This window comes from Ruegeria sp. HKCCD6647-2, from assembly GCF_057221075.1.
The window spans coordinates 128,069-145,223 of sequence record NZ_JBWVBD010000007.1 but is presented as its reverse complement, the minus strand read 5'-3'; the positions used below and the strand labels follow the sequence as shown (position 1 = coordinate 145,223).

General features: G+C 57.3%; 22 protein-coding genes and 2 tRNA genes. 10 read left to right on the top strand and 14 right to left on the bottom strand.

The window, feature by feature from the left end; genetic code table 11:
* The first annotated feature begins 185 nt into the window (after positions 1-185).
* Positions 186-698 (top strand): toxin-activating lysine-acyltransferase, encoded by a 513-nt coding sequence (locus AC2TDJ_RS18490; RefSeq protein WP_480844153.1) that lies wholly within the window; start codon positions 186-188, stop codon positions 696-698.
* A 1-nt stretch (position 699) separates the two neighbouring features.
* Positions 700-1,617, top strand: coding sequence for a Hint domain-containing protein (locus AC2TDJ_RS18485; RefSeq protein ID WP_480844152.1), 918 nt, complete (start codon positions 700-702; stop codon positions 1,615-1,617).
* Here the strand turns inward: AC2TDJ_RS18485 and modC are convergent.
* The 3 genes from modC to modA are packed head-to-tail and all read right to left on the bottom strand — an operon-like array spanning position 1,614 to position 4,187.
* Positions 1,614-2,723, bottom strand: a complete 1,110-nt coding sequence (gene modC, locus AC2TDJ_RS18480) for a molybdenum ABC transporter ATP-binding protein (protein ID WP_480844151.1) — start codon at positions 2,721-2,723, stop codon at positions 1,614-1,616. The genes AC2TDJ_RS18485 and modC overlap by 4 nt on opposite strands.
* On the bottom strand, positions 2,720-3,412 hold the full coding sequence (modB, locus tag AC2TDJ_RS18475) for a molybdate ABC transporter permease subunit (RefSeq protein WP_480844150.1): 693 nt from the start codon (positions 3,410-3,412) through the stop codon (positions 2,720-2,722). Before modB ends, modC begins: the two co-directional genes overlap by 4 nt.
* Positions 3,413-3,416: 4 nt before the next feature.
* A complete protein-coding gene (modA, locus tag AC2TDJ_RS18470; RefSeq protein WP_480844149.1) occupies positions 3,417-4,187 on the bottom strand; it encodes a molybdate ABC transporter substrate-binding protein in 771 nt (256 codons plus the stop codon).
* Positions 4,188-4,366: 179 nt separating this feature from the next.
* Here modA and AC2TDJ_RS18465 point away from each other — a divergent pair, with 179 nt between their 5' ends.
* The 3 genes from AC2TDJ_RS18465 (at position 4,367) to AC2TDJ_RS18455 (ending at position 6,167) form a co-directional block, all read left to right on the top strand.
* Positions 4,367-5,620: an aminotransferase class V-fold PLP-dependent enzyme gene (locus AC2TDJ_RS18465; protein WP_480844148.1), complete on the top strand. Its 1,254-nt coding sequence runs from the start codon at positions 4,367-4,369 to the stop codon at positions 5,618-5,620.
* Positions 5,621-5,703: 83 nt separating this feature from the next.
* A tRNA-Val gene (locus tag AC2TDJ_RS18460) sits at positions 5,704-5,779 on the top strand.
* Positions 5,780-5,957: 178 nt separating this feature from the next.
* Positions 5,958-6,167, top strand: a complete 210-nt coding sequence (locus AC2TDJ_RS18455; protein WP_480844147.1) for a hypothetical protein — start codon at positions 5,958-5,960, stop codon at positions 6,165-6,167.
* Between the two features lie 267 nt (positions 6,168-6,434).
* On the opposite strand, the gene yghX is transcribed toward AC2TDJ_RS18455, so the two are convergent.
* The 5 genes from yghX to AC2TDJ_RS18430 form a co-directional block, all read right to left on the bottom strand.
* The gene (gene yghX, locus AC2TDJ_RS18450) at positions 6,435-7,349 is read right to left on the bottom strand and encodes a YghX family hydrolase (RefSeq protein ID WP_480844146.1); all 915 of its coding nucleotides are present in this window, start codon (positions 7,347-7,349) and stop codon (positions 6,435-6,437) included.
* Between the two features lie 87 nt (positions 7,350-7,436).
* Positions 7,437-7,655, bottom strand: a complete 219-nt coding sequence (locus AC2TDJ_RS18445; RefSeq protein ID WP_480844145.1) for a hypothetical protein — start codon at positions 7,653-7,655, stop codon at positions 7,437-7,439.
* A 470-nt stretch (positions 7,656-8,125) separates the two neighbouring features.
* Positions 8,126-8,202: transfer RNA gene (locus AC2TDJ_RS18440), tRNA-Arg, on the bottom strand.
* Between the two features lie 21 nt (positions 8,203-8,223).
* Complete coding sequence (locus tag AC2TDJ_RS18435; protein WP_480844144.1) at positions 8,224-8,700, bottom strand: GNAT family N-acetyltransferase; 477 nt, start codon at positions 8,698-8,700, stop codon at positions 8,224-8,226.
* Positions 8,701-9,012 carry an ETC complex I subunit gene (locus AC2TDJ_RS18430; protein ID WP_480844143.1) on the bottom strand — a complete coding sequence of 104 codons (312 nt, stop codon included), beginning with the start codon at positions 9,010-9,012 and terminating at the stop codon, positions 8,701-8,703.
* Positions 9,013-9,190: 178 nt separating this feature from the next.
* Between AC2TDJ_RS18430 and AC2TDJ_RS18425 the strand changes: the two genes are divergently transcribed.
* Positions 9,191-9,670, top strand: coding sequence for an SRPBCC family protein (locus tag AC2TDJ_RS18425; protein ID WP_480844142.1), 480 nt, complete (start codon positions 9,191-9,193; stop codon positions 9,668-9,670).
* Between the two features lie 81 nt (positions 9,671-9,751).
* Positions 9,752-11,938, top strand: a complete 2,187-nt coding sequence (uvrB, locus tag AC2TDJ_RS18420) for an excinuclease ABC subunit UvrB (RefSeq protein ID WP_480844141.1) — start codon at positions 9,752-9,754, stop codon at positions 11,936-11,938.
* A gap of 4 nt (positions 11,939-11,942) precedes the next feature.
* Here the strand turns inward: uvrB and AC2TDJ_RS18415 are convergent, their stop codons facing one another.
* Entirely contained in the window at positions 11,943-12,332 is a 390-nt protein-coding gene (locus tag AC2TDJ_RS18415; protein WP_480844140.1) for a hypothetical protein, read from the bottom strand.
* A gap of 648 nt (positions 12,333-12,980) precedes the next feature.
* Here AC2TDJ_RS18415 and AC2TDJ_RS18410 point away from each other — a divergent pair.
* Positions 12,981-13,688 carry an ORF6N domain-containing protein gene (locus AC2TDJ_RS18410; protein WP_480844139.1) on the top strand — a complete coding sequence of 236 codons (708 nt, stop codon included), beginning with the start codon at positions 12,981-12,983 and terminating at the stop codon, positions 13,686-13,688.
* Here AC2TDJ_RS18410 and AC2TDJ_RS18405 read toward each other — a convergent pair.
* The 3 genes from AC2TDJ_RS18405 to AC2TDJ_RS18395 all read right to left on the bottom strand — a co-directional run bounded on the left by AC2TDJ_RS18405 (position 13,685) and on the right by AC2TDJ_RS18395 (position 14,941).
* Positions 13,685-14,038 (bottom strand): MmcQ/YjbR family DNA-binding protein, encoded by a 354-nt coding sequence (locus AC2TDJ_RS18405; RefSeq protein ID WP_480844138.1) that lies wholly within the window; start codon positions 14,036-14,038, stop codon positions 13,685-13,687. The genes AC2TDJ_RS18410 and AC2TDJ_RS18405 overlap by 4 nt on opposite strands.
* A gap of 39 nt (positions 14,039-14,077) precedes the next feature.
* A complete protein-coding gene (locus tag AC2TDJ_RS18400) occupies positions 14,078-14,371 on the bottom strand; it encodes a hypothetical protein (RefSeq protein ID WP_170445934.1) in 294 nt (97 codons plus the stop codon).
* 147 nt (positions 14,372-14,518) lie between these two features.
* A complete protein-coding gene (locus AC2TDJ_RS18395) occupies positions 14,519-14,941 on the bottom strand; it encodes an excalibur calcium-binding domain-containing protein (RefSeq protein WP_480844137.1) in 423 nt (140 codons plus the stop codon).
* A gap of 68 nt (positions 14,942-15,009) precedes the next feature.
* On the opposite strand from AC2TDJ_RS18395, the gene AC2TDJ_RS18390 reads away from it, so the two are divergent.
* Positions 15,010-15,492 carry a HugZ family pyridoxamine 5'-phosphate oxidase gene (locus AC2TDJ_RS18390; RefSeq protein ID WP_480844136.1) on the top strand — a complete coding sequence of 161 codons (483 nt, stop codon included), beginning with the start codon at positions 15,010-15,012 and terminating at the stop codon, positions 15,490-15,492.
* 11 nt (positions 15,493-15,503) lie between these two features.
* Here AC2TDJ_RS18390 and AC2TDJ_RS18385 read toward each other — a convergent pair whose 3' ends face one another.
* Both AC2TDJ_RS18385 and AC2TDJ_RS18380 read right to left on the bottom strand, forming a co-directional pair.
* Positions 15,504-15,911 (bottom strand): universal stress protein, encoded by a 408-nt coding sequence (locus AC2TDJ_RS18385; RefSeq protein WP_480844135.1) that lies wholly within the window; start codon positions 15,909-15,911, stop codon positions 15,504-15,506.
* Between the two features lie 65 nt (positions 15,912-15,976).
* Complete coding sequence (locus AC2TDJ_RS18380; protein WP_480844134.1) at positions 15,977-16,303, bottom strand: antibiotic biosynthesis monooxygenase family protein; 327 nt, start codon at positions 16,301-16,303, stop codon at positions 15,977-15,979.
* A gap of 153 nt (positions 16,304-16,456) precedes the next feature.
* Here AC2TDJ_RS18380 and AC2TDJ_RS18375 point away from each other — a divergent pair, with 153 nt between their 5' ends.
* Positions 16,457-17,119 (top strand): hypothetical protein, encoded by a 663-nt coding sequence (locus AC2TDJ_RS18375; protein ID WP_480844133.1) that lies wholly within the window; start codon positions 16,457-16,459, stop codon positions 17,117-17,119.
* Positions 17,120-17,155 lie beyond the last annotated feature (36 nt).

The window sequence follows — 17,155 nt, the reverse complement described above, 5'->3', positions numbered from 1 at the left end:
CCGATCTCACTTAAGCAAAACAACCTTTGAAACCAGACAACGGCCTGAACCCGCAACAGGCAAGGCAATTGTATTTTGTCGGTCGGGCAACACCCTCACTCAGGGTCTGCCAAATTAGGCGAAAACACTATGATTGAATATGATGTGGGTTACTATTTCCATAGTCGAAATTTCCAAGGTGTCGTGTGCAATCGTCGTTTCCCAAAGACTGGTTCGATCTGTCGCCGGAAAAATACGCAGACTTTGGCGCGCTGTTCTATCTTGCGGCGCTGACAAAAACCCACCAACGGCGCAGTCTGGCACAGGTGCTTTATGCGTTTGAAACACCGCTGAGGCTTGGTCAGTACCATATCTTCCGCCAGAACGGCTTTCCTCGCGGTTTCGTCACTTTTGCAGGTCTAAACCCCGAGGCGGAATACAGATACGCGATTCAGGAAAAACCACTAAAAGACAAGGATTTCACCTGTGGTTCCTCGTTCTGGATCATCGACATTGTTGCACCGTTTGGACAGATCAATCAGATGGTGGATATACTCAAGCGCGACATACCGCATCCCCGCGTGCGGACCAACCGGATGGACAGCGATCTGACCCGCAATCGGATCGTCGAGTGGGTCCGGGATGACGCGGGGGAGGTCCATATGCGTCTTTACAAGAAAAAGGAATTCGCCGAGACGCTGAAGCAGGAAGGGGCGTAACATGGTCTCGATCACGATCTCAGGCGATACCACTGGTTATGTGACCGGCGAACCACCCAACCAGGCAACCGGCGATCTGGATGTAAGCAGCAATTTTCCGCTCCTCTCGGAGACCTGGGCGATTCAGTCCCCACCTGCCCATGGCACGGCCAGCATCGATCCTGTGACAGGCGACTGGACCTATACAGTTGACCCCGCTTTCTTCGATAGCTTGCTTGACAATCAAATCGTCACGGACACCTTTACCGTTCAGGTTATCGGAGACGTTCAGACCTTTATCTTTGGCCCACAGCCCTACACGCAGACTCAGCAGGTCACGATCACAATCGAAGGCGTATGTTTTACTGCCGGTACTTTGATCGAAGCTGCGGATGGCGCGCGCGCCATTGAAACCCTCAAGGTTGGTGACATGGTGACGACTATCGATCACGGGTTGCAACCAATCCGATGGATCGAAAGCAGCAAGCTTACACCCGGTCGATTGCGGAACAATCCGGATATGCGACCAGTTCGGATCACCGCCGGCAGTCTTGGGCGAAACACTCCGGCACGTGACCTGCTGGTTTCGCAGCAGCACCGAATTCTGGTGAGCGGCTCGACGGTCGAGCTGCTGTTCGGCGCGCGTGAGGTTCTGATCGCCGCCAAGCACTTGTGCTGCTGGCCAGGGATTGCGGTCGATACCTCGGATCAGCCTGTCGAATACCTTCACATCCTGCTCGACCGGCATGAAATCCTGGTCGCCGAAGGTGCATTGGCTGAAAGCCTGTTTCTGGGCGAAGAGGCGTTACACACCCTATCCTCGGAAGCATTGCAGGAATTGGCAGCGATTTTCCCTGACCAAACCGCGGCCAGTGGTACAAGCTTTGGTCGCGCCGCCCGGCGAATTCTGCGCGAGCATGAGGTCCGCGCGCTCGCCTAACCTTGCCCTTCTTCTCTGGCAACGCGTCCCCCCACGTCCTGCGGCGCCAGCGCCACCGTTTTTATCACGGCATGGCAAGAGGTGCCCGGCTCCAGGCGCAACGCAGTGACCGAGCGCCGCGTGACACGTGCCAGAACGACACCCGCCGAAGTTCTTACCGAGACAATAGCCCCGGGTCCCTCGCCGGCCCGGATTGCCTCGACACGGCCTTCCAGCACGTTTAGTGCGGACAGGCCCTCTGGTGGTTTGCTGGACAGGATCACCTCCTGCGCCGGTATGCGAATGCGCAACGCCTCGCCGACCTGATGGGGAATACGCGGCAGGAAAAGCCGCGCGTCGCCCGCCTTGAGCTCGGACAACCCATCCGAGTGATGCGCCGCAACTCTGACCTGCAGCAATGCACCAACAGCGCGCACGCCAGCGGGTGCAACGGATGGATCTGCCAACACGTCCGAGGCCGGTCCATGGCGCACAACCTTGCCGTCCTGCAGTGCCACGACGGAAGTTGCCAGACGGGCGACCTCGGCCGCTGAATGGGTGACATAGAGGATCGGAACTGAAACCTCGTCCCGCAGCCGCTCAAAATAGGGCAGGATCTCAGCTTTGCGTTCATCGTCCAGCGCCGCCAGCGGTTCGTCCGCGAGGATCAGACGTGGACTGGCCAGTAATGCGCGCCCGATGGCGACGCGCTGTTTTTCACCCCCCGACAACATCGCCGGACGGCGGTTCAGCAGGTGGCCGATGCCGAGCATTTCTATGACCCTGTCAGGGTTTTCCCGCAGCGCTCCTCGGGGCGCAAACCAGCGGCCATAGGCAAGGTTCTGGCGTACGGTCAGGTGGGGGAACAACCTACCTTCCTGAAAGATATACCCCAGACGCCGCCGATGCGGCGGCAGCCAAATGTCCTTCTCCGTATCGAACAGCACCCAGTCATGGACAGCAATACGACCCGCCGTAGGTCGTAACAGACCCGCGACCGCGTTTACGACCGTGGTCTTGCCGGAACCCGAGCGCCCGAACAGAACCGTGACGCCAGATGGAGCGTCAAAGTCGAGATCCAGCGCAATCCCCGACAGATGATGGTGCAGGCGGACGGACAGGCTCATGACCCGGCCACCCTTTGAGCAACGCGGCGACCGATAAATTCCGATAGCAACAAGGCCCCCATGGCAATGATGATCGAAATGATAACCAGCCGAGTCGCCGACGCCTCGCCCCCCGGCACCTGCAAGAAGGCGTAGACGGCCGACGGCAGCGTCTGTGTCTGGCCGGGGATGTTGGACACGAAGGTAATGGTCGCCCCGAACTCTCCCATGGCTTTGGCAAAGGCCAGAATTGCACCCGCAATCACACCTGGCAGGATCATCGGCAAGGTTACCGTGGCGAAGACCAGAATCCGCGACGCCCCGAGCGTGGCTCCGGCTTCTTCAAGTCGGGGGTCCACCGCCTCGATCGACAGTCGTATGGCGCGAACCATCAGGGGAAACGCCATGATTCCGGCTGCCAATGCGGCTCCGGTCCAGCGGAAGGCGACGACGATGCCAAACTCGGCCAGCAGCTTTCCCAACGGTCCCTGCACCCCAAAGGTCAGTAGCAGCAGGTAACCCGTAACGACTGGCGGAAGGATCAGTGGCAGGTGAACTAGACCATTCAGAATCTGTCGGCCCGGAAACCGCCATCTGGCGAGCGCATACGCTACGAAAATTCCGAACGGCAGTGTGGCCAGAGTGGCCCAGAAAGACACACGCAGTGACAATCGCAGCGCTTCGGCTTCTGCGGGTCCCAACCAATCCATGAAGTTAACCGTCCGGCAGGGAAAACCCCTGCCTCAGAAACTCGGACCTGGCCTGGTCCGACTGTAAATAGTCCAGAAACCTACCAGCCCCTGGCGCGGCTGTTTTGGTCAAGGCCGCCGGGTAGATGATCGGCGGATGCAGGTCGGACGGGATCGGGCTTACAACCTGTACCCTGTTTTCCGCCCGTGCATCCGATTGATAGACAATGCCCAGAGGAGCCGCACCCGTTGCCACCAGCGCCAGAGCCGCGCGCACATTGTCGGCCTGCGCGATCTGCGTCCGGACACCGTCCCACAGTCCCAATGTCTCCAGGGCGGCCTTGCCATAAATACCGGCGGGTACTGCATCGACCAACGCCATTGCCAGAAAGCCGTCATCCAGCTTGGCCTGCAGATCGAAACCGGGGCCGATTTCAACCGCATCGGCCCCTTGCGCACCAATTAGAACCAGCCCATTGCTCAGCAGGTCAACCCGCGAAGCGGGATCGATCAACTGCTCCTGTTGCAACACATCCATCCAGTCTTTGTTGGCGGAAATGAACAAATCAGCCGGTGCTCCCAACTGGATCTGTCGGGCCAGAACAGACGACGCGGCATAAGACACCGTGACTTCGGATCCGGTCTCCTGCTCGAACGTACTTGCCAACGCGTCCAACGCTGTCTTCAGACTTGCTGCGGCGAACACCAAAACGCCCTCGGCGCTGGCCCGGACCGGAACCGCCAGCACAGAACAGAAGGCCAAAGCGGCAATCAGGCAGCGGCAGGCGGCGATCATCTTGTGCCTCCGGTTCAGAGGGTTGCAGTCCCCATGGGCATATCGGAGGCAGCACGGGGCAGGCAAGGCCCTTTGCCGATGCAGCCCGTTGCCAAAGCTTATAGAATCTGTCGCAAACGGGATTGATCCTGCGCTGTAATCGCGCTGAAGGTACGGCAGCAGACTATAGGACCCAGCTCATGTTGCATCAGACCCCAGGACTTATCGATGAAATTCGCGGCCGTTTCGCCCATGTCGATACCTGCCCGTTTCAGGGCCCGCGTATTTTCTTTGAAAACGCCGGTGGTGCGCTGACGCTGAATTCGGTGGTCGAAACGTCGGCGAAATTCGCCGCTGTCCCGGACAATCAGGGCCGAGACAACGTGGCCAGCCATGCACTGGTCGATATCATCAACACGGCCAAGGCTGACCTGTCGGTCTTCATGAATGCGTCTTCAGGTCAGTTCTTCGTGGGTGAAAGCGGCACCGAGCTCTTGTTCCGTATGATCCGCACCGCCTGTGTGAACGCGCCTGCGGGCAGCAAGCTGATCGGCAGTTCCATCGAACACCCTGCCAGCCGCAGCGCCGCGCGTCGTTGGGCAGGGATTGCGGGACTGGACTATGTAAATGTCCCCCACGATGACGCGACCGGAATGGTAACCGCCGAAGATTACGCGGCACTCATGACCCCCGACGTGAAAGTGGCCACGATCTTGCATGCATCCCCGGTCACCGGCATGGGTATGGACGTCGCTGCCATTGCCAACACCATCCGCGCCGTGTCACCTGAATGTTTCATCATCGTTGACGGTATTCAGCACGCCGCCCACGGCCAGATGGACATCGACAGCTACGGGGTCGATGGTTATGCGATCTCACCGTACAAGGTCTTTTCCCGTCATGGATACGGCATCGCCTGGATATCCGACCGGCTGACCTCCCTGCCCCACGACCAGCTGATCAACGCACCGGCCGAAGGATGGGAGTTCGGCACGCGGGATACGGGGGCTTATGCCACGATGTCCGACGTCGTGGCGTATTTCGAATGGTTGGGTGGGCAGGTAAGCGCCGCAGCTGAGCGTAGCGACAGGATTCGCGCCGCAGGCAAGGCGATTCACGCATACGAAACCCACCTGACCCATGCGATGATCAACGGTACCGGCAATCTGCCCGGGCTGCGTGAAATGGAGCATATCTCGATCCTGGCCGGGGCCGACAATGCCGCCCGCGAAGGGCTGGTGTCCATTACCGTGCGCGATATCCCTTCTGCACAGGTCGTGACGCGCCTGAACGCGTTGGGCATCCGTACCCACACCCGCAAGGCTGACCACTACAGCGGCAACGTGTTGGCCCCGTTGGGACTTAGCGATTGCATCCGCATATCGCTATGCCACTACAACACCGAACACGAGGTCGCCCAACTTCTGGCCGCGCTGAAAGACATGGCACCCTGATCCGGCGCAATACGCGATTGAGGCAAAGAATTTCCGCCAACCCTCTTGCACCTGCCCGCCGGCTTGGCTAAATCCCCCTTCACGGGTGATTAGCTCAGTTGGTAGAGCGCTTCGTTTACACCGAAGATGTCGGGAGTTCGAGTCTCTCATCACCCACCATCCTCTCTGATCTGTCGCCAAAGCTTTGCCGGCCTGAAGTGTTTTGAATTGACTTGAAGGCAACGCAATGCTTCGAGGCGGTTGTTAAAACGCCTTAACCTGGCGGCAATGCAGAAATCATCCGAACCCTCCACTTTCAGCCTCAGCAATTGCCAATGGCGCAACGGAGGATGAAAAGGTGGAACACGCAAAAACGGCCTTCGAAAAAGGACTGTTTACCGGGCTTTTTGCCTCGGCCGAGGAAAGAAAGGCCCGTCGTCAAAGGGCGACGGAAGAACGCAAGAAAAAGCGTGAGGATGATTTGAAGGCGGAAAGAGAGCTTCGCGAAGCTGGCTATTACGACGACTACCTGCCTGATGCGATTTATTATCGGCACTATTACTACTGAACCTGCAGCAAGACCGGCTGCCGCTGTGAACGTCCCGGCTGTGCCTGCTGCTTGCAAGTCCCTACGAAAATCAAAAATAGGGCGCGCCGCCAACAGCGCGCCCAGTCCAAGGGAGGATCATGAAAAAAACCGCGCTCTAAACTCAACACGAGCGCCTACTCATCTATGCCCTTAGTATCACCGGAACCGGCGCGGCGGTCAGTGATGTTAGTCACACAAACCAGTTTTGCACATCCGCCCAATAGGCTCGCGCCGGGCGTCCTTTGCTCAACCGGCAAGATAGGTTCGAAACCACGCAATCATGCGTTGCTCTGCAAGTTTGGCTGCGGCCTCATCGTAGCGAGGCGTGGTGTCGTTATGAAAACCGTGATTCACACCGGGGTAAATATATGCCTGGTAGCGTTTGTCGCTCTCCACCAGTGCTTTTTGGTAGGCCGGCCACATGGCGTTGATGCGCTGGTCTAATGCAGCAAGCTGGATCATCAACGGCGCTTCAATCTGAGGAACCTGTGCGCTATCGGGTGCAGCGCCATAGAATGGAACACCAGCAGCCATCTCGGGATAGGCGACGGCAAGTTTGTTCACCACACCACCGCCGTAGCAGAAACCGGTCGCGCCGACTTTGCCGTTTGTTCCATCGAGCGACTGCAAATACTCGAATCCCGCAAAGAAATCATTGAGAAGCGCATCTCGATCCAGAGTTCTTTGCATCTCACGACCTTCGTCGTCATTTCCGGGATACCCCCCAAGCGACGAAAGGCCATCAGGGCCCATGGCAACAAAACCGGCCTTGGCGATCCGGCGTACGACATCACGGATGTATGGGTTCAGGCCCCTATTCTCGTGAACGACCAGAACGGATGCCGGCGGGCGGTCAGGATCGGTCTCAGCCGGGCGGACAAAATACGCGGTAATCTCACCAGTGCCGTTCGGGCTCTGGTAGGTGATATCCTCGCCAATAATGTCCGGATCATCCTCAGCAACTTGCTGAGCCAGCGCATAGTTCGGCGAAAGCGTGCTGAGTATTGCCGCGGCCGTCAGTCCGCCGACAGCCCATTTGCCGGCTTGATCCAGAAACTCGCGCTTCGAGATCTTTCCGTGCGCATAATAGTCGTAGAGGTCGAGCAATTCTTGGTCGAAATCAGCCGCCGTCAGACGGCGCGAAGGTGTCTGGTCAGTCATTGCGATTCTCCCTGTCGGATTTCCGCAGGATATCACCAATCTAACTGTCAGCTTTGCCTGATCTGAAACAGTACCTGCCCGGCAACCTCAAATAGCGGAAAACAGAACGCTTGCGGCACCCACAAACCCGGCTGCTGCAACTGCGCTAGCCAGTATGATGCAAAAAACTTCTATAGCACTGAGTTTCATTGTGGCCCCCACCAGAATGCTCAGGTCGACATAGAGCATCTCTGTCATGTCGCAAAGTGAGAGCCCGTTTACGTCGCGAAATCCCGCCGCGCGCACGGCGTGTATTCGCTCAGACACTGTTCCGGGGCCTGTACCGTGGCCAGCGTTGGCACCATATGAAGCTTGACCTGTGGCCGCACTGCATCACGCATGGCAGATATGTCGCTCATAGGGACATCTGCCGGTCATCACGTCGACGCGGCTGCCTCGAGGTCTTTCCAGATTCGTCCACGTTCCATGAGTGTGGCAAGCGCATTCGTTAGAAGGTTTGCAACATCGGATGCAGAATCTACCTTTTGCGAGAAGCTACTAATGGCATCACTTTCTTGCTGAACGCACTGGAGGTTACTGGAAATCCAGTGACAGAACGTCACCGACCAAACTGACAACCTCATACGCACCTTGGGTGGCGGCAGTCCAGACTACGAAGTCCATTTCCAACAAAATCAATGAGTCTGTTCCGCAGGCAAGAATAGGCGAGTTGCCGGCTCCTGTGGTCCACTTACGGGACTTTGGCGCAAAATAGCGCAATTGGGAATTTTCTTGGCTGGCGATCCCGGAAGGACTCGAACCCTCAACCTGCTGATTAGAAGTCAGCTGCTCTATCCAGTTGAGCTACGGGACCGCTGCGCCCTTCTTGCGGTTTTTAGCCAGCGGGTTCAAGGGCCAAGCGCATGAAGGCGCTGTTGGGATCGTCTTCGTATCCGAAAATCGGTCCGCAATAGGCATACCCCAATGCTTCATAGAGTTTGCGCGCCGCGTCATATTCAGAAAGATGTGATGCCCCGGTTTCCAGAACCAGCGCCGAAACGCCTTCACTGCACGCGAGTTCCGCCAGATGGGTCATCATGGCGCGCGCCAGCCCGCGGCCGCGGACCTCGGACATGATATGCACCGATTTCACTTCGGCCGTGCCGTCCGGCAGCTCCTTAAGCGCGCCACATCCCACGGGCTTGCCTGCCTCATACATCGCCCAGAACCGGATATCCGGCCCGGCCAATGCTTCGGCATTCATGGTGTGATTGCTTTCCGCAGGGCCTGCCGTCTCGCTATGGGCAAAATGCGCTTCAACCAACGGGCGCAGCGCGTCCGAAGTTGGGTCTGCCTGTCGGATTTCAATCAATTAGTGAGTCCACGGACCACGGCGGTCGGTTGCGAAATTCTCACCATAGCCACGAGCGCGCAGATTTGGCTTACGCTTGTGCGGCTCGCTTACCTGTGCGTCGATGCCGTTGTCCTTGGCATAATCCAACGCTTCTTCCTTGGTATCGAATTTCAGACGAACCTGAGTTTGCGTGTCTTTGGAGGACGTCCAGCCCATCAGCGGATCGACTTCACGCGCCGACGCGGGGGCGTATTCAAGAACCCATTTGCGGGTCTTGGCCATCCCCGAGGTCATCGCATTTCTTGCAGGCTTGTAAATCCGTGCGCGCATGTCGCCTCTCCGTACTCACTTGGCTGGGATTGTTTATGCGTCAGAGCGGGAGCGGGGACAAGGTGGCAATTGTCACAGCAAGCCGGCTTTTATTGCTGTCGCGCTGATATCTACTGATGTCAGAAACTGTCATCAGGACCGGTTATTGATTGAGGGACCCCAATATGAGGACATTATGATGATCCACTACGAAAGAAGCCTGGAAATCAATGCCCAGCCCGAGGCTCTATGGGCCATCCTGAACAGGTTCATGCATATCGACGAATTCGCACCTCAGGTCGTTTCCGTGGATGCGATGACGCATGGCAAAACCGGCGTCGGATCAAAGCGGCGCTGCCACTTTGAAAACGGAACCTCTCTGGTTGAAGAAGTCACCGACTGGCAGGTCAACCGAGGCTATCGTGTCCGCTTGTCCGAGATGTCTGCGATGCCGTTGACCGAAGCACATGCAGCAATTGCCATTGAGCGACTCGCAGACAATCGGTCGCGCGTGATCTGGTGCATGGATTACCGGATGAAGTATGGGCCATTGGACTGGCTGATGGGGCAAACGCTATTGAAGGCAATGATGGGTCGAGTGCTGGATCGCAATCTGAAAGCGCTGGCTGAAAAAGTGCGTTCGGATCGAATTCCTGACGCCGAGTTTGCCTATTACTGAAACTATGAATTCTATACCGGATCAGCCCTTGCAGTTGGACAAAATAAGAACAAATGTAGGGGCCTGACCCGGAGCCTGCTTATGCCATACGCCCATTCCGACAAGACACAGCTAACCGCTGAAGACGTCCGCGCGCGCCTGAAACTCGAGGGCGGTAAACAGTTCGTCATGCATACCGAGTTCGCCCCCGCTGGTGATCAGCCCACGGCGATCAAAGAACTGACCGGAGGGGTTCTGGATGGCGAGCGCGATCAGGTCCTGCTGGGGGCGACTGGGACAGGTAAGACCTTCACCATGGCCAAGGTCATTGAAGAAACCCAGCGGCCGGCGATCATCCTTGCGCCCAACAAGACGCTGGCCGCGCAGTTGTATGGGGAGTTCAAGGGCTTCTTCCCCGAAAACTCGGTCGAGTATTTCGTCTCATACTACGACTACTACCAGCCCGAGGCTTATGTGCCGCGCAGCGACACCTACATAGAAAAAGAATCTCAGATCAACGAACAGATCGACCGGATGCGCCACTCGGCCACCCGCGCGCTGCTCGAACGCGATGACGTGATCATCGTGGCGTCGGTCTCTTGCATCTATGGTATCGGTTCGGTCGAAACTTATGGGGCGATGACGCAGGATCTGAAGGTTGGCAACGAGTACGACCAGCGGCAGGTGATGGCCGATCTGGTCGCCCAGCAATACCGCCGCAATGATCAGGCGTTTCAGCGTGGCTCGTTCCGGGTGCGCGGCGATTCCCTGGAAATCTGGCCTGCCCACCTTGAGGATCGTGCCTGGAAGCTGTCCTTCTTCGGTGAAGAACTGGAAACCATCACAGAATTCGACCCCCTTACCGGCGAACGCGCCGCGACGATGGAGCATGTGCGGGTCTATGCGAATTCCCACTACGTGACGCCCAAGCCGACGATGCAACAGGCGATCATCGGCATCAAAAAGGAACTCCGCATCCGTCTCGACCAGTTGGTGGGCGAAGGTAAACTGTTGGAAGCCCAACGGCTGGAACAACGCACCAACTTCGATCTGGAAATGCTCGAGGCCACCGGCGTCTGCAACGGGATCGAGAACTATTCGCGCTATCTGACCGGGCGCGCGCCGGGGGAACCGCCCCCGACCCTGTTCGAGTTCATCCCCGACAATGCCATCGTCTTCGCCGACGAATCCCATGTCAGCGTCCCGCAGATCGGCGGGATGTACCGGGGCGACTATCGGCGCAAGTTCACGCTGGCCGAACACGGGTTCCGCCTGCCCTCGTGCATGGACAACCGCCCCCTCAAGTTCGAGGAATGGGACGCCATGCGCCCGCAATCCGTCTTCGTCTCGGCCACCCCGGCAAAGTGGGAGATCGAACAGACCGGCGGCATCTTCACCGAACAGGTGATCCGCCCCACTGGCCTGTTGGACCCCGAGGTCGAAATCCGCCCGGTATCCATGCAAGTGGACGACCTGCTGGACGAGGTGCGCAAGGTCGCCACCGACGGCTATCGAACGCTAGTCACCACGCTGACCAAACGCATGGCCGAGGACCTGACCGAATACCTGCACGAACAGGGCATCAAAGTGCGCTACATGCACTCGGATATCGACACGCTGGAACGCATCGAAATCCTGCGCGACCTGCGGCTGGGGGCGTTCGACGTGCTGGTCGGCATCAACCTGCTGCGCGAAGGGCTCGACATCCCCGAATGCGGGCTGGTCGCCATTCTGGACGCGGATAAAGAGGGTTTCCTGCGGTCCGAAACATCCCTGATCCAGACCATCGGCCGCGCCGCGCGCAACGCCGATGGCCGGGTGATCATGTATGCCGACAAGATCACCGGTTCGATGGAGCGCGCGCTGGAGGAAACCAACCGCCGCCGCGCCAAACAACTCGCCTATAATCAGGAAAACGGCATCACCCCCGAGACGGTGAAAAAGAATGTCGAGGACGTTCTGGCCGGTCTCTACGAGGGCGATGTGGACATGAACCGCGTCACCGCCACCATCGACAAACCGATGCACGGCGCGAATCTCGAGGCCCATCTGGACGGCTTGCGCGACAAGATGCGCAAGGCCGCCGAGAACCTGGAATTCGAAGAGGCCGCCAATATCCGGGATGAGATCAAGCGCCTCGAAGCGGTCGATCTGGCCGTCGCCGACGACCCCATGGCGCGCCAATGGGCGGTCGAGAAAGCCTCGGAGGATGCGGTGAAATCACGTGGGCGGTCAACGGCGGGCAGGCCGGGTCAGCGGGGTGGGAATGTGAAGAGAAGGCGTAAGTAGAGCGCTACGCGCGCTCTCTTTTAAGTTGCACCCCTAAAACACCGACTTCGTTAGCAAGAGCTTTGTAGAACCTTTCGGTTGGAGCATCGACAGCCATCTTCAACATACGCTTAGATTCTTTAGCCCTATCGGCATTTGAGAAGACAGAATCGGCTTCCATATAGTGCCTCAAAGCTTCTGCTACTGCTTTCCGCTCCTTAGAACTGAAACGACCGTCTGCTGCTGCCTCCGAAAACAGTTCGAACAAATCTTTGTGTTTTTTCAGTGTATTGATAACTTCAGCACGCGCAGCTTGCTCTTTCTTCAAACTACGTATGCTTAACAGAACCGCAACTACCGCGCTGCCCGCGGATATAGCTCCCAGAATCGGGACTAGATTTGCAACCACGCTCATATGATCTACCCTCCTTGCCCGAAACTAAACAGTGGCTCTGATCGAGTCAGATGTTTCCTGTAACATCCGAACACCTGAACACCAGCGTAACCTACTAAACTAAGCCAAGCGTACCAAGCGTTACCTAATGAAGCAACTATTTGCTTCGCAGACGTATCGTTTGCCAGCCTACCTAGTTCGATTCCGTAAATAATAGCTAAACTAAGTGAAACAATACCTCCGAGAACCAAGAGCAAAGCACTACTTTGAGCGTAACTCGTGGCAACTACATACATCAGTGTAGCTATCAAGAGTGAGTTCCAAGACAATGATTTTGCGATTAACAACTCCATGCCAAGAGGAAAAACTGGCAGCAAACAACTAATTACAATTGCAGCCAGGAAATTATCTATATCGCGCATTTTCGCCCCTAAGCAATTCAACTCGTGGGAGAAAGAACCAGAAAGCTTTCATCACTTCAAGATCGACCTGGACGAGAATCCACTACAAGAGCAAGCGCGGAGCTGGTTTTCAGGGTGTTTATTCTCAGACACCCAATCGCATGATTGGATAAACGTCATCCCACACAGCACCCTACACTTCAAACTTGCAGCCCAGCGCTCCCTCCTCCACGTTTGAAATCACAAATTGTGATTCCAAACGGTTGCCATGACGAACCCCAAAAACCTCCCCTCTACGCATGAGGTCCAAAGCGCCATACACCGGGTGCGCGGCACGCGCGTGGTGCTGGCCGAGGATCTGGCGCAGTTCTACGGAAAATCCGTCAGTGCCTTCAATCAGGCCGTCTCGCGCAACAAGGACCTGTTCGAGGGCTATCGCTTTCAGCTGACCGATGCCGAGGTTGCCGATTTGCAATCACAGAATGTGATTTCAAAACCCAAGGGCCGTGGCGGGCGGCGGGTCAATCCGTGGGTCTATACGGATTACGGCGTGGCCATCGCCTCGGCCTTGTTCAAGGACCCGCGCGCGATCAGGATCACTCGGATGATCACCGAAGCCTTTGTCGACGGCGCAAACGCCCTGGCCGAGACCCCGCGCAGCGTGCCGGAAATTTTGCCCCCCGAGGACGCCCCTGCCCCTTTGCTGCCCAACGGAGAACAGCTGCGCGATCTGGCCGAGAACATCCTAGATTCCAGCCAGCAGAGCCTTGTCGATTACATCGCCAACCCCACCACCAAGCGGCAGCAGGCGGTGGCGGTGATCATGAAAACCCTCGCCGAAACCGCAGGCGAAGAGGTGCGCACCCAGCACGAACGCCTGCGCCTGAACATCGCCCAGCGTCTGGCAAGCGGCGATTACGCCGATGATGATGACCGCAAAAGTCTGCTGGAATTGCTGCAGGCGATGAAGGGTTAAACCCCCAGCTCGGCCCGCATCTTCCTGGTCAGCTTGGCCACGACCAGATCATAAGACGTCACGATATGTTCACGCAGAGAGGCATCACTCATCCCGCGCGCCTCATAGACTTGCAGCCACTTCATGCCACGCGATGCCAGATAAGGCGCTGGGCGGATGCCGGGCTCATCGCCCAGCACCTCAAACGCCAGATCGGTGGCCTTGAAGGTGAAGGCATCGCGCCCCTCGTTCCAGCCGCAAATCGCAAAGACCTTGCCGCCCACTTTCCACACATCCGCATTGCCCCATTGCACTACATGGCTGGTGGCTTTGAGGGTGGCGCAGAAGGTGTTGAATTCATCGCGGGTCATCGCCCGAATCTCGGCGATCACCCGGAAATATGCAAGCGTTTAAAGGGCTTTATCCCAGTGGACGACGACGTCAAACCCGGCAGGGGACGGCGGGCCTTCAAGGAATTCTGCGAAATTTCCCCACAACTCGGCCACTTTGGGCGCGTTCGCGTTCGATGTCTCCTCGCTTTCGACAACCGCAACAACGTAACCGGTACCGTCCTCGTTCATGGCATTGGTAAAGCTGTGCATCCCATTCATGCCCATAATCTGATCTTTAAGCTCATTCATTTTCGCCTCGGCGGCATCCCGCATGCCCGGCTTCATTTTGAACTGAGTAATACGTGCAAACATGGTACTTCTCCCTTGCTGGGCACAATCGCCCTTGGCAGGCAACCTCAGAGCGCCTGCCGCGCGGATCGTATCACAGGCGGCGTCGGGTTTCAGAGAAGCAGTTCACAATGCGCGTGCACGTCTCCAATTTCGTTTCCGATGCAACTGTCAGGGTCGCAAGAATTTCGCGCTTCCGACCGTTCGCCGGTTCGTCGGCTGCGGTGAAGCGGATGGTGTTTGACGCGCGCCTTTTTGAACGAATGTTCCACAGGCCACTCCGTCGCCGTCAGGGTCGTTGCGCGTATGGTAACCCGCTTCACCCTGACGAAACGGGCCGAGACCGATGGCCCGCGCCGCGTCACATCCCGCCAGCGCCACCAGATGAACCACGGCCTCGTCCCGATCATAATCGGTGATGCGCAAAAACAACCCGGTCGCGATTATTGCAGTGGTCAATGGCAGCGCGAGCACCATGATCAGAATGCGTACGGGTGACAGCGCCTTTTTGCGCAACGCATCTGCCCGCCGATGCCGCCGGGCGGATCGCGGGTTGGGGATCACGTCGTCAACTTCCGTCGTCTTTGTCTTCATACGGTTGGCCGTACACCAACTATATGGCAATGCTGAGGCATCGTGGTGGCGCAAGGCGAGGACACGCTGTGAAACGATCCGATCCATTTCAACCTGTTGACGATACGGCGCGCGAGTTGGCTCGGGAGTTGATTAGCAAGGCCGAGTACGCAGCTCTGGCGGTTTTGAGACCCGAATCCGCAACACCTTCGGTGACCCGGATTGCACTGGCCACGGATAAGTTGAACCAGCCGATTTCCTTGATTTCCACATTGGCCGAGCATACCCGGGCGCTTCTGGCAAATCCGACCTGCTCCTTGCTGGTTGGGGCACCCGGTGACAAGGGTGACCCGTTGACCCATCCACGTTTGACACTGCATTGCACTGCCCAAATGGTCGAACGCAGTTCGCAGGATCACGTGACCCTGCGCTCGCGCTATCTGTCGTTGCGACCGAAGGCGCGTCTGTATGTTGATTTCACCGATTTCGGCTTTGTCCGTTTCGAGGTCAGCGATGGGCTGCTCAACGGAGGGTTCGGCAAAGCCTGGCGATTATCGAAGCACGATTTCTGATCCGTCGCGTATCAGCGCACGACATGAACAGCGCATTTGGCGTGTCGCACGACATGAGTTGCCGTCGAACCCAGCAGCAGATCCTGCATCCCCGGTCGGTGCGACGCCATTATTATCAGGTCCGGGTTGTTGACCTCGGTCCAGTCGAGAATTGTGCGGCCAGAGTGCCCCTCAATCACTATCCCCTCGGCATTCGGAATCTGAGAGGCCAGATTGTCGAGTTCGGTTTGAATGGCTTTTCGTGCTTCGGACAGGTATTCGGCTGGCATGTAAGAAATTGCGTAATCCGGGATATGCTCAACCACGTGCAGCAACGTGACCTTGGCATCCGGCGTGGCCAGAAGTTGCGCCAGTTTCAAAGGCGCCGAGGTGTCCCTTTCGGCATCGAATGAGATTGGAACTAGAATGTTGTGATACATGGCTCGTGCCTCCGTCTCTGAGCCGTTAAGCTGAACCGCATCGGGTCCTTCGGCATTGATCTAGGTCAGGATTCTCCAAATGTTTCTGCAACATCGTACATTACGGGTTCAAAACTCTTGCACAGTTCATTGACCCTGCGGTTCCGCTCGCGCATCTCGGGTGTTCTCAGCATGGCCAGAAAATCTTCGCGTTTCTCCCACTGGGAATAGTTCGCGATTCGAGTCTGCGCGTCGTTTACATGCAAACCCGCCGCTATGAACCCAGGCTGTTTGGAAATGAATGACGCATAGGCATCTGTCAGGGCTTCCAACAGGTCCTGACATGTCCCCGGAGTCATCTCGAAGGTCGTTATGACGGTTTGGCTGCTGTTGTTCTTCGAAATATGAGGCATCTGGCTTCTCCTTATTGCTGACCCGAGCCTAGCACAGCTTTCGAAATCGCCACCCCGTTTCGTTGCAAAAGTTTGACGCATCAGCACAAATTCTTTCTGGGAAGTGAACGAAAAACTAACCAACCGTTAACCATGCTTGCCGATGCTGCCCGCATGAGACACCTGGTTTTGACCTTGCTGATAAGCTTGCTGTGCGGGCCCGCGTGGCCGGGTGCCTGGTTGAGGGAAAAGGGCGCCGCGTTCACGGCCGCCTCGGTCACGGCATTTCAGGAAGCGGACGGGACATATGAATTCAAGTCCGCGCTATATGCCGAATGGGGGTTTCGACCCCAACTCACCCTTGGGCTGGATGCTGAGGAGCATCAGGACCTTTACGGTCACGCACTGGTTTTTGCGCGCTTCCCCGTTGCGGATTTCGGCACACAGGGTCGCCTCGCAGCCGAATTCGGCGCGGGCGCGCATCATCGGGGCCATCGCGCCTGGGCCATGTACAAGGCAACATTGTCATATGGCAAAGGAATTCAAACCGGTTGGGGTGGCGGTTGGATTGCGATCGACACGGCATTGGAATACCGCACGCACGAAGCATTGATCCAAAAGCTCGACCTCACAGCGGGACTGTCTTCAGGTCGACGGTTTGATCCGCTGCTCCAGTTAGAAACGTCCAATGCACCCGGCCGTCCGGTGTACTGGAGCGTGCGCCCGTCTGTCATGTATCGCCCGAAAACCGGAAGGATCACATGGGTGCTGGGGGTTGAGCAGAACGCAACACAAATCGGAACCGGGATAAAAATTGCGCTGTGGAGCACGCGTTGAGGCACCGGCTATCTAGGAAAAGACAGCCAGTGCCGG

Excerpts from the sequence above, each read along its gene's own strand:
- AC2TDJ_RS18485 (WP_480844152.1), top strand. The coding sequence starts at position 700 with ATGGTCTCGATCACGATCTCAGGCGATACCACTGGTTATGTGACCGGC.
- modC (WP_480844151.1), bottom strand. The coding sequence starts at position 2,723 with ATGAGCCTGTCCGTCCGCCTGCACCATCATCTGTCGGGGATTGCGCTG.
- modB (WP_480844150.1), bottom strand. The coding sequence starts at position 3,412 with ATGGATTGGTTGGGACCCGCAGAAGCCGAAGCGCTGCGATTGTCACTG.
- modA (WP_480844149.1), bottom strand. The coding sequence starts at position 4,187 with ATGATCGCCGCCTGCCGCTGCCTGATTGCCGCTTTGGCCTTCTGTTCT.
- AC2TDJ_RS18465 (WP_480844148.1), top strand. The coding sequence starts at position 4,367 with ATGTTGCATCAGACCCCAGGACTTATCGATGAAATTCGCGGCCGTTTC.
- yghX (WP_480844146.1), bottom strand. The coding sequence starts at position 7,349 with ATGACTGACCAGACACCTTCGCGCCGTCTGACGGCGGCTGATTTCGAC.
- AC2TDJ_RS18430 (WP_480844143.1), bottom strand. The coding sequence starts at position 9,012 with ATGCGCGCACGGATTTACAAGCCTGCAAGAAATGCGATGACCTCGGGG.
- AC2TDJ_RS18425 (WP_480844142.1), top strand. The coding sequence starts at position 9,191 with ATGATCCACTACGAAAGAAGCCTGGAAATCAATGCCCAGCCCGAGGCT.
- uvrB (WP_480844141.1), top strand. The coding sequence starts at position 9,752 with ATGCCATACGCCCATTCCGACAAGACACAGCTAACCGCTGAAGACGTC.
- AC2TDJ_RS18415 (WP_480844140.1), bottom strand. The coding sequence starts at position 12,332 with ATGAGCGTGGTTGCAAATCTAGTCCCGATTCTGGGAGCTATATCCGCG.
- AC2TDJ_RS18410 (WP_480844139.1), top strand. The coding sequence starts at position 12,981 with ATGACGAACCCCAAAAACCTCCCCTCTACGCATGAGGTCCAAAGCGCC.
- AC2TDJ_RS18405 (WP_480844138.1), bottom strand. The coding sequence starts at position 14,038 with ATGACCCGCGATGAATTCAACACCTTCTGCGCCACCCTCAAAGCCACC.
- AC2TDJ_RS18400 (WP_170445934.1), bottom strand. The coding sequence starts at position 14,371 with ATGTTTGCACGTATTACTCAGTTCAAAATGAAGCCGGGCATGCGGGAT.
- AC2TDJ_RS18395 (WP_480844137.1), bottom strand. The coding sequence starts at position 14,941 with ATGAAGACAAAGACGACGGAAGTTGACGACGTGATCCCCAACCCGCGA.
- AC2TDJ_RS18385 (WP_480844135.1), bottom strand. The coding sequence starts at position 15,911 with ATGTATCACAACATTCTAGTTCCAATCTCATTCGATGCCGAAAGGGAC.
- AC2TDJ_RS18380 (WP_480844134.1), bottom strand. The coding sequence starts at position 16,303 with ATGCCTCATATTTCGAAGAACAACAGCAGCCAAACCGTCATAACGACC.
- AC2TDJ_RS18375 (WP_480844133.1), top strand. The coding sequence starts at position 16,457 with ATGAGACACCTGGTTTTGACCTTGCTGATAAGCTTGCTGTGCGGGCCC.